This window comes from Rathayibacter sp. AY1D1, from assembly GCF_002932635.1.
Lineage (GTDB): Bacteria > Actinomycetota > Actinomycetes > Actinomycetales > Microbacteriaceae > Rathayibacter.
In genome coordinates, this window is the sequence record NZ_PSVY01000025.1 from 34,502 (window position 1) to 47,777 (window position 13,276).

The following is a 13,276-nucleotide window of genomic DNA, read 5'->3' on the forward strand; positions in this document are numbered from 1 at the left end:
ATCCCGAATCCGCCGCCACATCAGCCCGAGCCCTCCTCGAGAGATCCGTCGAGGATCGTGTAGCTGCCGTGCGGACTCTCGTCGCCGCGATCAACGACGTCGATACCGCTGATGCCGCCGCCCGAGACGCACGCGACGCTCACTCGAAAGCATGGGACGCCGCCCTCGCTTCGGGATGGAGCGACAAAGACCTCCGCGCCACAGGAGCCCGCGCACCCGGCCCCGCTCGCGTCCGCAAGTCCCGACCGCGAGCGACGACACCGCGCCAGGAATCTCCCCAGACAGAGCAGCCGAACACGGGATCCTCCGGGGACTCCCACCACGAGCCGCAGGAGTGACCCTGCCCCGCCACGCCGCATCCTTTCGGGAGAGGATCGCGCCCGAAGCGCTGGTCCTCCTAGAGGAGCTGAACCTCTACTACCCACCTCGCTTCCGCGAGGGCATCCCCTTCACCGGAACTGCAAACCGTCGACGTCAAGACGCGGTGTTCGTCGACCGCATGCACGATCCGCAGCTCGACCTCCACCCGGACACCGCCGACCGCGCAGCGAACAGCAGCGCCGGGTATCGCGGCGACCGTCGACCCGCCTGGCTTATCGACGCAATAGTCGCCTCCTCCTACGACCCCGAGCGACGCGAAAGAGTGTGGGCCGACGTGCGTAACATGCGCGCCTACACCGATGACTTCGGACCGGTTCTCCGAGATGAACAACGACGACAGATCGACGCCACCTACCGCAAGCAACACCGCATCGATGATCTGGCCTGGACGCCCGTTCGACTCCTCGCCCTCAGCAGCGCCGCCGTCATCCTCACAGTCCTCGCGTGGACCGTCTTCTCTACCTTCACGATCTTTCCGCCACACCCATACGCCGTCAGAATCCTGACGCTCTTTGCAGTAGCCGTGTTCGTGATCGCAGCGCCCGTCTACTTCTACCTCGCCGGGCGACGCCGTGACTACCGCAAGTGGTACTACAGCAGTGACAGTCGCTACGAAACGTCCACCGATGACGAGGACGAGCACGACGGTTCGAGCGCCGCAGCGTGACAACGCACGTCACGTCCGGCCGTCCCTCCGACCGCTCCACTCTGGCCTTCGTGACGAGGGCGTCAAGAGCGCTCCGCGTCCCCTTCGGGGATGCCCCAGAGGGGCACTCCTGACACCCTCCTCCCTCCGGCCGACGCTCTGCTTATCGGAGGGAAGGCCTCACCCTGGGGCACCACTAGCACCCCGGCGAACGGCGCAGCGGGGAGCCGGCCTCGGTCGGCATGCCGACGCATGACGGCCGCCGTATGCGGAAGTAGTCTCTGTCGCATGAGCGCCGCGCAACCGCTGTCAACATCCACCGTCACCCTCGCGATGGACTACGGACAATTCACCATCACCAGTGGCATGCCTGACTCCGACGAACTCGCGCTCCTGGAAGATGCACTGACCACACCGCCCTCGGCCGGCGACGGCCAAACCGTGCTCGTCACATCCCCGCACCAGAACAACTTCCAGACGGCGATCGCCATCGAGCGGTGGGCCACTCGACCCCAGTCCGACACCGACGACTGGGAACAGATATCCGTCGAAACGATCACCCTCACCGCACCAACCGTGCGACTCGACAGTCCCACGATGACCGGTACAACTTTCGAGCTGGCGAAAGGAAGCTACTGGGTCGAAATCAGCGGACGCGGCTTCGTCAACTACGGCTGGCCAGGCTCCACCACACCAGGAGACATATGGCGTCTACGATTCTGGCCCAACACCGGCCCCACCGACCGCACACGCAAACTCTGGGACATGCCCGGCTTCGGTATCCCAACCTCTTCACTGCCGAAGAAATGGGCGGCCATTACGGCCGCAGCGAACGACCCGACAACCTATCCCCCGACTCCCGCGACCGCGCAGCCACTCGATACACCGCCGACCGGCGGACAGTGACGTCACGCCTGAACACTCGGTGCGTGCTCAGCCCCGAGAGCGCAGCTCCGCGGCACGTACGGCCAGCTCCTCGCGGGGCTGATGGGCAGCTCACAGATCACGGCGTGTCGCTGCTCGGGCTCGCTACGGTCAACCCATGACGACTCTTGGCCAGTACTCGCTCCTCAACCTTCTCACCCTGCAACTAGCAGCCAACCCTGCCGCGGCAGTGACTCCAGACGAAGTGCTCGGTGCGATGGAGGAGCGCCGACTCTTCTCGCTGCTGCGGGACACCGCCGAGAGGGTGGGCGCCGATCCGTCCCTCATCGCGTCGCTCGCCACTGCTGAGGAGGACGTGGCCGACTACCTCTCCTCGTGGGCGAACGTCGCTGACCTCCTGCGGAAGTACTCGGGCGACCTGACCGACGACAGCTCGCAGGGGTGGCTCGTTTTGGGGTTCGCTATCAACGACATCGTGCAAGATCGTGGCCGCGACGTCGACGCGACTTGGGACCGTTCGTAGCAGTCCTGCCGCGAGGCCTGGTGCTCGTGCCGCTCACCTTCAACCAGCGACGGAGCTAGTAGTCGTATCCCGCATGGGTGGCGATGCCCAGTCCCGGCGGCGCCGCCACCCTGCCCGCCAACCTGAGGTACACCCCAACCGGACGTCAGGCACCATCGCCGAAGCGCGTCCGAATAGGGCCATGTCGGGCCTTGTCTGACACTTGCACCTGCGGCTCTTAGACTTCAACTGGACAAGTAGCGGTCGGAGGCGGCATGTCGGGTCAGAGGGTCGGGTACGTGCGGGTGAGCACGTTGGATCAGAGCACGGTGCGCCAGCTCGACGGCGTGACGCTGGATCGAGTCTTCGAGGACAAGGCCTCCGGCAAGGACGTGAACCGTCCGCAGCTCGAAGAGATGATCGGGTTCGTCCGCGACGGAGACACGGTGCTCGTGCACTCGATGGATCGGCTCGCAAGAAACCTCGAAGATCTTCGCCGGCTCGTGCGCAGACTGACGGACAAGCGGGTCCGGGTCGAGTTCGTGAAGGAGCAGCTCACCTTCACCGGTGAGGACAGTGCGATGGCGAACCTGCTGCTGAACATGATGGGCGCGTTCGCAGAGTTCGAACGCGAACTCATCCGGGAGCGTCAACGCGAGGGCATCGCCCTCGCCAAGCAACGCGGCGCCTACCGCGGGCGCCGCCGGTCGCTCTCCCCGACCCAGATCGCCGAGCTACACGAACGTGCTGCCGCTGGCGTGCCGAAGACGACGCTGGCGAAGGAATACGGCATCAGCCGAGAGACCGTCTACGCCTACTTGCGTACCAGTGAAACGCCCTCCGCCTAGGCTGGCGCGGTGCTGGCTACCCTGGCCGGGTGGACTTCATTGGGTTGACGCCCCAGCACTTTGACACCGCGCTCGGCGAGGTACTGACCACAGCCATGCAGGCGCAGGGCTGGAGCGCACAGAAGGTAGCCGTGTTCGCACGGCTCCGACCGCGCACCGTCCGACGCATCCTGACCGGTAAAACCTCGGCCGGCACCGTACAACTGCATCGCCTCCTGCGAGTCCTGCAACTCGACCATGACGCCACGATGCGCACCGTCTACATCGAAGCGCGAGTCGCGCAGCTCGCCGCGGACACCGAAGCGGCCGAGGACCGCGACCGCACCCGGGACATGCTCGGATGATGACCGGCAACGACCTCGCCGTTCTCCTCAACCCGTTCGTCATCCTCGGCGCCGTCGTCATCGTTGCGGCAATCCTCGGCGGGCCGTGGCTGCGCGACCGATACATCTTCCGAGAACTCAACCGCGACACCGGCGTCACCCGACACCAGCCCACCGCCCTCTTCACCCCGGGACGCACCGGCAACCCGCCGCTGGTGTACTTCCTGGAACTGCACTACGCCGAACGCCTCGCCACGGTACTGATGCTGCACCGCATCGGCGCCATCGCGAGCCTCCACGACGGCTCCATGACCATGCACGACCGCGCCGGACGCCTCCTCACCCACCTCAGCGCACTCGACGTCGCCTACTATCGCCGCCTCAACGACACAGCCCCACAACCACCCGACCCGGAGTAGACAACCTGGGCCCCGCGCCTCGTTTCACGCCCCCTCAGCGGAACTGCTAACGGCCGGGTCAAACGAGACGACACCCCCAGCGCCACTGCGCGGCCCCACAGCCGACTTGCGCGCGACCGGTCAACGACCCCCTAATGGGACACCGCCAGACGTCAGTGCTCATGGGCCCAACCGGACGGGATCGCTAATGGCCGGTCCGCCCCCTCCCCTACAGGACGGGTCCAGCTACGGTCTCCCCACCAGACGGGTCATCTGCCGGCGAGAAACCGGAGCACGGGCGCTGCAACCGAGGCCGTGAAGCGCGGCGTGGCTAACCAGACCATGCTCGAAGACCCGCGCTTGCCGTCAGGCAGGAGCCCCTGGGCAGACTACGCTCCGGTGGCCAGATCACCCGTCCGTACTTTCAGACCGACGAGTTACCCGACCGCCCTCGATCCACGTCTCGATCACTCTCTGCAGGCGCTGAGATTCCATCCGCACGCAGTTGCTCGCCAGGAGCCCAACCGAACGCACTCGACTGGACCGCACCGGCGTCGGCGAACGGTCGCGCGACGTTCCGCAGTCGGTCACCTCTCTTGAGGACCAAAATTCGTACAGCGCGTACGGCGACACCGATAGCAAACAAGACCCAAAACCCAATCTGAACGACGTTGAGCACTGACGACACCGAAAAAAGACTTGACGCGCTGGCCTCAATCATGGTCTCCTGCTCCTACGGGGTTGGGGGCGAACCTCGCCGACGAGTGAATCTATTCTAGATCACTAAGGTTGTAGTAGTCCATATGTTCAATGGGGAACGAATGCGCACTCGATTCGCGATGACCGCAGCTACATGTCTAGCCGCGGCGCTCATCGCAACGTCATCGCCGGTCAACGCGGCCGAAACGATAAGCACAGGAAACACAGACTCTGTTTCGCAATATCTCGAAGAGCATCCCGATATCGTCATCGCGGATGATGCAGTTCTCAGCTCCGATTCAGTCATCGTCTTCGGCTCGAAGGGTGAAACCGTCGAGGTCATCGGAGATGACGCTCCAAGTGAGGCTCGAACTTCCGGTACGGCCGGAAACGAGTCCGCTCAGGTCGCCGCAGCGTGCAGCTACCGAAACGCCTCATTCGTCAACGTGTCGGGATGGGTGGAATCCACTGACGGATGCGGCATCATCGGCTATGACTCAACTGCTCGGTGGAGCTATTCCTGGACACAGGACAAGTTCGCCTTCAACAGCGGCCCCTCTTGTGTGCAGGGCCGTGGATACTCGGTAACGCCGAGCGTCTCGACGCCGGTGTGGTACACGGCCGGTTGCGGTGGCTCCGGCTCAGCAAACGCCCTCATCGGGAACCGCGCGACCGTGGCCAAGATCCGTGGGTATTCGAGCGCCCCGGGAACAATCGGGTACGTCCGCTGGAAGTGACTCACTCCATCGCGACGAGGCTGCTGGCCGCTTCGGTCAGCAGCCTCGTTGTGGCGTGCGCCCTAGTCGGATGCGCCGAATCTTCAAGTACAACTAAGAGCCTGACGACGAGCGACATTGGCGAAATTGCCAGCAATAACGCATGTTCGAACCCTCACTTGATGGGCGGAGACCCTGACTATTGGGGATCGGCAGCGGGGTTGTACTGCCTACCCGAATCCGGGACTGGCGTTGTTCTAAGAATTTATGATGAACCGGACGCCACCCTCAAGCTTATTGACGATTGGTCTGCCCTCATTACTGAGGATAACCAATTAGTCTACGGCGATTACTGGTTTGCGACAGGTCCCGCAACGACGCTCGAAACTCTCTTCGGTGAATTTAACCCTCGCGGGCCTCAGACATTTGCGCCGGCCGGTACAAAGCCAACCTCCGCTGAAGCAAATTTGGCCTTGTGTTCTTCTATCAGTTACGGCGTCACAACACAGTATCTACACACTGGCGACACTGTCGACCTCCAGCAATATTACGCCAGCTACCCGGGTCTACATGACCTCGTTTCGTCTGTGGCATCTAAGGCCACTCGCGACGGGGCGGAAGCCGCCATACAGGATGACCTACTTCTCACAGCCGCACTGACGAAGTATGATTCCGACATCAAGTCATTTTGTGCAGAATCTTTTGGCGCTAAGCGGAATACTGCTAGCACGGCGCATAATCCTTAATCTTCATCTTTCCGGGCTGCGCGTCCGACGAAGTGAACGGATCGACGAGCATCTGTAGCTTGCCAATTTTCGAAATGACGTACTACAAAAGCTCCCGCAATGAAAGAGTACCCAATTCCCTCAGCTATGCGAGTAAGAACTGGGACCGTTGAAAGAATTTGGCTGATTGTAGGGGACCCGTCAGCTTGATAGGGAGCGATCCAGATCGGCACTATCAATCCGAAAAATAAACCTAACGATATGCCGCCGATGCCAATCCAAAACATTGCGGTTGATGAAAGTGCTTTAATCATGAGGCTCCTTCGCCTATAGCTTAAAGTGTCGTTGGAATCATCGCACTCGGTTGTGGGCGTTGGTATCACCCGGCAGCCGATCAGGCCGCCTGCGTTCCACTCAGCGCGCTCGCCTTCGCGCGGCAGAACCAGCGCTGACCTCCCGATCAGGCGTGGACGTTCCCTTGGCGCCTGCTACACCATTCCCACACCGCTCTGAGCATGTCGGAGGTCGGAGCTACCATCTGCGACATGTCTCAGTGCACAGCGCCCGTACGGGGCCACATTCGCGGCGGCGGCGCCGATTGCCCAGTTCACGGTCGCGGCGGCGGCTACAGCTACTACGAGCAGCCGCGGCCCTACCGGCCGCACACGCCTCCTGCGGCTCCGGCGCCCGTGCGCCGGAGCGGGAGCGTGTCTGGCGGCGGCGGGCGCAGTGCTCGTCCGTCGTGGCAGCCGAGGACGTCGACCGTCTCGTACACGCCGCAGCAGGTCCGCGACCTGGAGCCCGTTCGTCAGGCAACAGTCGTGCGCACGGTTCAGCAGAACGATGTGTTCCTCTGCCACGCGTGGCCGGATCGTCAGGCCGACGCACAAGACGTCTACGAGCAGCTGCTCGCGAACGACGTGACGGTCTGGTTCAGCGAGGTCAGCCTCCGGCCTGGTACAGACATGCGCGTCGCGATCGATCGTGGTCTGGTCAGTTCTCGGATGGGCATCGTACTGGTCACGCCCGCGATGCTCGAGAAGCTGCGCACCGATCGGAGCATCGCGAGCAACGAACTCAGCGCCCTCCTCCGGCGGAGCCTTCTGGTGCCAGTGATGCACGGCGTGACGTTCGAAGAGCTGGACCAGGTGACGCCGACTCTCGCGTCGCGAGGCGGGTTCAGCACGGCGGAGGAGCCGATGGAGAGCATCATCGTCAAGATCGCCGAGCTCGTCGGAGTCCTCACAGAGGAAGAGGCTGACGAACTCAGCATGACGTCCCGCCGCTGGTAGCTCTCGCCCCTAGTCGAACGACAGCAGCACTCGACCAGCCCCGCTACGTTCATCCCATGGCAGAGACGATCACCTTGACCCTGAATCTCGGCCCGAACGCGTCCATCGCCGCGCTTGGGGCGGCGGTCGATGATGTGAGGCGTGTCCTCGAGTTCGCGAGCGCCCTGCAGCGCCGAACAGATCGAGGCGCGCTCATCGCTGCGCGAATGCGTTCGCGACGGCGCGGACTCGGCCGCGCTGGTGACCTTGCCTGGAGCGATGGCTCGCTCTTCTTCGCGGCCCTGGAACCCGTAGACCTTCCTCAGCCGATCGACGAGTTCGAGCGCATCGCTGGCCGCGAAGCGGACGCAAACGCTCAGATCACCGTCCAGAGCCTCCGGTACGAGAACCCGCTCGAACTGGTGATCCTCGCCGGCGGAACCGTCGTCTACGCGCTGCTCCGCCTACTCCGTGACTGGCCTGACCGTCAACAGCTCAACCGAGCGGCAGTCCGCGAGTACGAAAACGGCATCATCTTCCGCGAGCGTGTCCGCGCCCGCGTCCTCGAGCAGATCGATTCCGGGGATCTCCCACTGGCCCCGGAACTGATCGACTCCCTGCTCACCAATGATGTTGCAGACGCCCTCGGTGCCCTCGGCGATGGACCGCTGAAAGTGCTCGGCCTTTCGTCGGGCTCAGCCGCTTCGAAGCCGACCACCGAGAGCTGAGTCGAGCACCGTCCCGTCTACCCATCCCTCATCGGACGGTCGCGCGTTGAGCTGCGCAACGTCAGCACGGGAAGATGGAGGCATGTCGAAGAAGATCGAATCCGCCTACCGCAAGCTGGCCGACGCGCTGGAGAAGCACGCTGAACTTGTGGAGCTGCTGGCTGGCACATCGTGGGCAGCGGTTTGGGACCTTGATGCGCTGAAGACTCAGATCGCAGCCGAGTACAGCTACCCGCAATCATCGCCGCGAACGACGACGGACCGGTAGGCGAGACCTTCAGGCGGGGGTACCTTCGCCGTATGACGGGTGACCCTGGTGCTGTTCTGGCGAGCTTCCGCGAAGCAGCGGTTGCTCAACTCTCTGCGAGCTGACGATCTGAAGTGCTCCCGCAGCGATCGCCGCAAAGGCGATCGTCAAACCTGTGAACGGCAGGGTGTCGGCCACGTCCCAGGGGACAAAGAAGAGTCCATGGTCGGTCAGCGGATTGATCAGCATGAGGAGCACTACCCCGATCAGCGTGATGGGCTGCTTCGGGGAGAAGAGGAACGCGCCGACGATGGCGAGAGGGAAGGTGATCACCCAGAGAACGGACATCGCGACCCAAGGGAAGTCGGACTGGGTGGCGGCGTAGCAGCCGTCCGTCAGGCCACCGAAGCACTGCCCCCAGTGCAGCAAGAAGGCGGCAGCGCCGACGACTCCCGCCGAAATGAGGAGCGTTCCGACGGCCCGTGAGTAGCTCCTGAGTCGCGTCATGGCCCCACCTTACGTTCAGGCCGTGAACTGTCGGTGAACTTTTTCAGGCAAGCTTCCTCTGAGCGTCCTTGCCCTCCACTCTGATGTCTCAGACGGCAATGCCGCCGTCGAGACTCAAAGTTGGGGGACTTCCAGATGTCAATTTCACTCGCTCGTCACGCCGAAACGACACGCAGCAAGCGGTTCATGGGACGCGCTGCGATCGCCGGTGTAGTGCTCGCACTCCTCGCGACCGTGGCACCGGCCGGGGCCCAGGCCGCTCCGGCTCCGGCGCCTGAGGGCTCATCCGCGGTCGGCTACCTCACCACCGACGAGGGATTCACGACCGAAGTTCCGGCCGCGTACCTTCAAGAGGGCGCACCCGAGTGGATCGAATACGACGAGGGCATGTCGGCCGCAGCGGTGGGCGGAACCTGCACGAAGCCGCTGTGCGGCCGGATCGTGAACAAGGGGTCCATCTCCTTCCGAGTCTCCACCGACTACACGACCAACGGGCAGGTCGCCGCGGGTGCGGTGCAGAAGACGATCGCACCCAATGTGGAGGCCGGCGCTCCGTACGACTGGGATGCGGTGCTCATCCCCGCGGGTTACTGCGGCACCTTCTACACCGGAGCCGGGTACTACTTCCGCAGCACCGAAAGCCGCGTCGGACAGGCATCCAGCCGGTGGCACAAGATCGATGACGCGGGCGCCCACGCGATCGTGAAGCAGGGAAGCTGCGCCTAGACGTCTGGCAAGACGGCAAAGAAGGGGGGAGGGGAAGCGCTCGCGCTTCCCCTCCCCCCTTCTTTGCCGTTCCGCAGCTAGACACTCAATCAACCATTCCCATACGAGACGGTTCCGATCTGTTGTTGCGCTCGAGAAGAGACTGCAATGCGTGGCCCGTTGGGGCCGATGGACGATGATGATGTCGCGATGCTAGAGGCCACTGCAACAGATTAGTTCCAATCAAGAAAATTTGTTGCAATGGGTTGGGGTCGCTTCTTGCCAGAAGCGGCCTCGACTATGCGGCCGCTCGGAAAGAATAAAAGACAGCTACGTTATCAATTTGTGACCGGCCGTTCGCGTCGCGTTTGATGATTTTGGGATATTGTCTACATCAGGGCTCATAGGAGATACCTATCACAGCCTTGGGGGGACAAACCATGCGACTCGTCACAACTCGAAAGATGACCATGGCAGCGGCGGCCGGTCTTCTGGCCGGCGCCGCTCTCTTCGCGACGGCGACGCCGGCCAGCGCCGTGCAGTACAGCGGAGGGTACTTCCCTACATACTCCGCCTGCCGTGCCGAGGTTCAGGCCTATCGTGCGGACGGGTGGACGATTCTCAAGAACTGCCCCTACGTTCCGGGGTACGGCTACCTCGTGGACGCATCGAAGGGTTAGGCCATGCGGAAGGCCCGGGTCGCTCGCCTCGGCGATCGGCTCGGGCCTTCCGCATGACAGGATCAGGCCGGGTCGCTCGCCTCGGCGATCGGCCCGGGCCTTCCGCATGGCAGGATCAGAGTGTGGATTCCCGAAGAACGACACTCTGCACCATCGCCACAATTGCAGCGACGATTGCGATCCTCTCTGGCTGCACACCCAGAGACGTCACGTCCGACTCGGCATCGGCATCCGCCCCGGCCTTGTCATCGGCAGCTCCCGAGGCGACTGCGACTGCTTACGATCCCAGTCAGAGCACCGATCAAAATCTGGCCGTCTTCAACTCGGTCAACGAGCGAACGGTCGCGTCAGTCGGCGATCCGAACGGGACGGACTTAGCACAGGCTCTGATCAACAGCGGGTTCGACCAGACGCAAATGGAGACGACTGTCGAAACGACGACCGCGGGCGAAACAGCTGACGCGATTTTTATCGCGGTTAAGTCTAATGGTTCCTGCTTCGTCGGTCAGTATCGTCACAAAGCTTCCGGGGAAGACGGCGACAATAAATATGTCGGGGCGCTGTTCCAACCCATCTCGACGGGTAAATGCCTCATTGGCAACTCGCTGCCAGTCGAGTGATCATCTGGACCGCGTTGCCGTCCGCGGAGTTTTAAGTTGACCAAGTAACGCCCCTATCGGACGCGAGACGACCCGCTACCTAGACCGTCGGCCGGCGGCGGTGTTCGCGTCGAGCTGGCGATCAATGTCAGCGACGATCGCGCGAGCACGCTCGGCCTGCCCGCGGGGGTCGCGACCGCGGACCGATCGGCTGACCGTTGTAGCGTGCGCTCTCCTCCTCGTTCTTGGCTTGGTTGTCCACCTCGCTGGCGAACTCTTGTAGTGCTGCGGCTGTCGACGGCGATCGTCACCCGCGACTCGCATTTGGCGCCGGGTGAGGTCCAAAACCGGATGCCGGCGTGCACCACGCCGGACGGGTACGACGACTGGCTCGGTGGGCACCTGGACGTCGACGCTTTGAAGGAGCTGCTCGAGTAGAAGTCGAGCGCGGTCGCGTTCGACCTCGAGCACTACGAGGTTTCTCGAGATGTGAACAGCGTCCGCGACAACGGACCCCACCTGCTCGACCCGCTCCCCTGGGCGTCGTCGTGTTGGCACGTCGTGTCTAATGGTGCGGTGCGGTCGAGAAGTGGGGACTTCGTTGACGCCGCGACGGCCATACCGGTGCAAGGGGCTCCGGTGCCGCCCTGCTCTCGGCCGCGTGCATGGCGCGGCCGAGAGCAGCACCCGCGACGCAGCTTTCCGAAACCTGGGTTGCCGAGAATGAGGCCATGTCTAGAGGCGGTCCGACCAACCCGATGCCGGGCCAGCACATGCGCTTCGTGCGGTACGTGAGCACTCGTGACGGGTGGACGCCCGAGATCGTGCGCGGCGAAATCGAGGACCGCACGGACGCCGGCTGGCGGGTGCGGGTCATCGATGACGTGCGCGAGCTCCCGGAGACGGAGTGGTCGATCTACTACCCCTGACCGGGGCCTCTCGGCGGGGTGAGCGCGGACGCCAGACACTCGCTCATGGTGCGCCGCCTGTAAGCGGCTGGCTGGTAGAAACAGAGCGATCACTGATTCCCTCTGCTTGGAGATACCCGATGGCACAGAAGCTCTCTCTGATCGATGACCTGGACGGCTCTGCAATTGAGGGTGACGGTGGAACCGTCACCTTCTCGATTGACGGCGCGAACTATGAAATCGATCTATCGGCGAAGAACACGGCCGAGCTGCGCTCCGTGTTCGAGAAGTACGTGGACGCCGGCCGTCGTGTGCGTCGAGACGGTAACGCCGGCTCCTCGGCTCCCGCTCGGGCGAAGAGCGACCCGGAGCGGTTGAAGGCGGTCCGGGAGTGGGCGGCGAAGAACGGGCACAACGTGTCGGATCGCGGCCGCATCTCTGCTGAGGTTCAGAAGGCGTACGACGACGCCCACTAGGGCGGCGTCACCGTTGACGCTCGGTGGAGCGGCGCCGCGGGTAGCCCCCGGCGGGCCGCGAAACGGAGTGCGCGCCGGGGGCTACTGGCGGTCCCTCGGCCAACCGGGGCGAATGGCGGGGTCCGCGGCAGCGGAGCCGGGACGTGCGGTCCCGCTCGACGCCGCCTCGTCAGCGTAGAACGCTGCCCGCTTTGGGGGCAGTCCCAGTCGCCGGTGTCACAGTGACGCCATGGCCACTCCCCGGAATCCCCTGGCGCGTGCGGCGCTGATCAGCAACGGCATGGTCTGGTTCGGGTTGTCGCTGATGTTCGCGAGCATCGCCGGGGGGCAGACGTATGCGGCATTCACCGGGCAGTGGTTCAACGTCCTCGGCTGGGTGCTCCTCGTTGCGGTGGCGATCGGCCTGGCCGTCGTCGGCGTCATCGAGAACCGGAACATTCGCGCGGGAAAGACGCGCAAACCGCGGCCCCGCCGCTGACCACCGCTCGAGCGCGAATGGCCGGTCCACGCGTGTGATCGGGGGGGTCGAGGGGGGTCTCCCCCTCGTGCGGGCCGGCCCGTTTCGGGTCGACCCGCAGGCGCGTGCTCAGAGCATGTAGAGGTGGTATCCGACCGCCACGCCCTCGCGGAGCGGGCCGAAGGTGTCGGCGTAGTCCTGCGTCTCGTGGCTATTCGTGATGAGGTCGAGCGCGACGCGCTCCTCGTCGCTCTCGTCGCTCATCTCGTCGGGCTCGTCCTCCCACTCGCGGAGGACCCGATGCCCCGCGTCGGTGACGCGGCAGAGCGCCCAGTATCCGGAAAACGTGCCGACGCTCTCGCGCTTGAACACGAGAGCCGTGGCGGTCGGCCAGGCGTGCCGGGCGGCAGCGGTGAAGAGCACGCGCACCGCGGCGTGCAGGGCGCGGATCTCGCCAGTCTGGGCGGCAGCGTTCACGGCGTCTTGCGCGGCGCGCAGCTCGGCGGTGTGTCCCCACTCGTCGACGTCGGGGGCGGGGGTCGTGGTGGTGGTCATGGTGGGCCTTTCTGCAGAGT

General features: G+C 63.9%; 18 protein-coding genes. 15 read left to right on the top strand and 3 right to left on the bottom strand.

What is annotated here, in order from left to right:
- Positions 1 to 20 precede the first annotated feature (20 nt).
- Positions 21 to 143 (bottom strand): hypothetical protein, encoded by a 123-nt coding sequence (locus tag C5C56_RS18350; protein ID WP_258063701.1) that lies wholly within the window; start codon positions 141 to 143, stop codon positions 21 to 23.
- Positions 144 to 334: 191 nt separating this feature from the next.
- Between C5C56_RS18350 and C5C56_RS13895 the strand changes: the two genes are divergently transcribed.
- The 10 genes from C5C56_RS13895 to C5C56_RS13935 all read left to right on the top strand — a co-directional run bounded on the left by C5C56_RS13895 (position 335) and on the right by C5C56_RS13935 (position 8,390).
- Positions 335 to 1,048, top strand: coding sequence for a hypothetical protein (locus C5C56_RS13895; protein WP_104256233.1), 714 nt, complete (start codon positions 335 to 337; stop codon positions 1,046 to 1,048).
- A 267-nt stretch (positions 1,049 to 1,315) separates the two neighbouring features.
- Positions 1,316 to 1,933 (top strand): hypothetical protein, encoded by a 618-nt coding sequence (locus C5C56_RS13900; protein ID WP_181074614.1) that lies wholly within the window; start codon positions 1,316 to 1,318, stop codon positions 1,931 to 1,933.
- A gap of 136 nt (positions 1,934 to 2,069) precedes the next feature.
- The gene (locus C5C56_RS13905) at positions 2,070 to 2,435 is read left to right on the top strand and encodes a hypothetical protein (RefSeq protein ID WP_146083202.1); all 366 of its coding nucleotides are present in this window, start codon (positions 2,070 to 2,072) and stop codon (positions 2,433 to 2,435) included.
- A gap of 254 nt (positions 2,436 to 2,689) precedes the next feature.
- A complete protein-coding gene (locus tag C5C56_RS13910; RefSeq protein WP_104256235.1) occupies positions 2,690 to 3,262 on the top strand; it encodes a recombinase family protein in 573 nt (190 codons plus the stop codon).
- Positions 3,263 to 3,291: 29 nt separating this feature from the next.
- On the top strand, positions 3,292 to 3,606 hold the full coding sequence (locus C5C56_RS13915; RefSeq protein ID WP_104256236.1) for a helix-turn-helix transcriptional regulator: 315 nt from the start codon (positions 3,292 to 3,294) through the stop codon (positions 3,604 to 3,606).
- Positions 3,606 to 4,004: a hypothetical protein gene (locus tag C5C56_RS13920; RefSeq protein WP_104256237.1), complete on the top strand. Its 399-nt coding sequence runs from the start codon at positions 3,606 to 3,608 to the stop codon at positions 4,002 to 4,004. Before C5C56_RS13915 ends, C5C56_RS13920 begins: the two co-directional genes overlap by 1 nt.
- Before the next feature lie 818 nt (positions 4,005 to 4,822).
- Positions 4,823 to 5,419 carry a hypothetical protein gene (locus C5C56_RS17575; protein WP_146083203.1) on the top strand — a complete coding sequence of 199 codons (597 nt, stop codon included), beginning with the start codon at positions 4,823 to 4,825 and terminating at the stop codon, positions 5,417 to 5,419.
- A 1,249-nt stretch (positions 5,420 to 6,668) separates the two neighbouring features.
- On the top strand, positions 6,669 to 7,415 hold the full coding sequence (locus C5C56_RS13925) for a toll/interleukin-1 receptor domain-containing protein (protein WP_104256238.1): 747 nt from the start codon (positions 6,669 to 6,671) through the stop codon (positions 7,413 to 7,415).
- A gap of 56 nt (positions 7,416 to 7,471) precedes the next feature.
- Positions 7,472 to 8,122, top strand: coding sequence for a hypothetical protein (locus C5C56_RS13930; RefSeq protein WP_104256239.1), 651 nt, complete (start codon positions 7,472 to 7,474; stop codon positions 8,120 to 8,122).
- Between the two features lie 82 nt (positions 8,123 to 8,204).
- Complete coding sequence (locus tag C5C56_RS13935; protein ID WP_104256240.1) at positions 8,205 to 8,390, top strand: hypothetical protein; 186 nt, start codon at positions 8,205 to 8,207, stop codon at positions 8,388 to 8,390.
- 9 nt (positions 8,391 to 8,399) lie between these two features.
- On the opposite strand, the gene C5C56_RS13940 is transcribed toward C5C56_RS13935, so the two are convergent.
- A complete protein-coding gene (locus tag C5C56_RS13940) occupies positions 8,400 to 8,876 on the bottom strand; it encodes a hypothetical protein (RefSeq protein ID WP_104256241.1) in 477 nt (158 codons plus the stop codon).
- A 120-nt stretch (positions 8,877 to 8,996) separates the two neighbouring features.
- On the opposite strand from C5C56_RS13940, the gene C5C56_RS13945 reads away from it, so the two are divergent.
- The 5 genes from C5C56_RS13945 (at position 8,997) to C5C56_RS13960 (ending at position 12,722) form a co-directional block, all read left to right on the top strand.
- Positions 8,997 to 9,602, top strand: a complete 606-nt coding sequence (locus C5C56_RS13945; protein WP_146086490.1) for a hypothetical protein — start codon at positions 8,997 to 8,999, stop codon at positions 9,600 to 9,602.
- A gap of 781 nt (positions 9,603 to 10,383) precedes the next feature.
- Positions 10,384 to 10,881, top strand: coding sequence for a DUF6993 domain-containing protein (locus tag C5C56_RS17580; RefSeq protein ID WP_146083204.1), 498 nt, complete (start codon positions 10,384 to 10,386; stop codon positions 10,879 to 10,881).
- A gap of 710 nt (positions 10,882 to 11,591) precedes the next feature.
- Positions 11,592 to 11,789 (top strand): hypothetical protein, encoded by a 198-nt coding sequence (locus C5C56_RS17585; protein ID WP_146083205.1) that lies wholly within the window; start codon positions 11,592 to 11,594, stop codon positions 11,787 to 11,789.
- 119 nt (positions 11,790 to 11,908) lie between these two features.
- Positions 11,909 to 12,244, top strand: coding sequence for an Lsr2 family protein (locus tag C5C56_RS13955; protein ID WP_104256244.1), 336 nt, complete (start codon positions 11,909 to 11,911; stop codon positions 12,242 to 12,244).
- 229 nt (positions 12,245 to 12,473) lie between these two features.
- Complete coding sequence (locus tag C5C56_RS13960; RefSeq protein WP_146083206.1) at positions 12,474 to 12,722, top strand: hypothetical protein; 249 nt, start codon at positions 12,474 to 12,476, stop codon at positions 12,720 to 12,722.
- Between the two features lie 108 nt (positions 12,723 to 12,830).
- Here C5C56_RS13960 and C5C56_RS13965 read toward each other — a convergent pair.
- Positions 12,831 to 13,276: hypothetical protein (locus C5C56_RS13965; RefSeq protein ID WP_219813901.1), on the bottom strand; the 446-nt coding region annotated here is incomplete at its 5' end.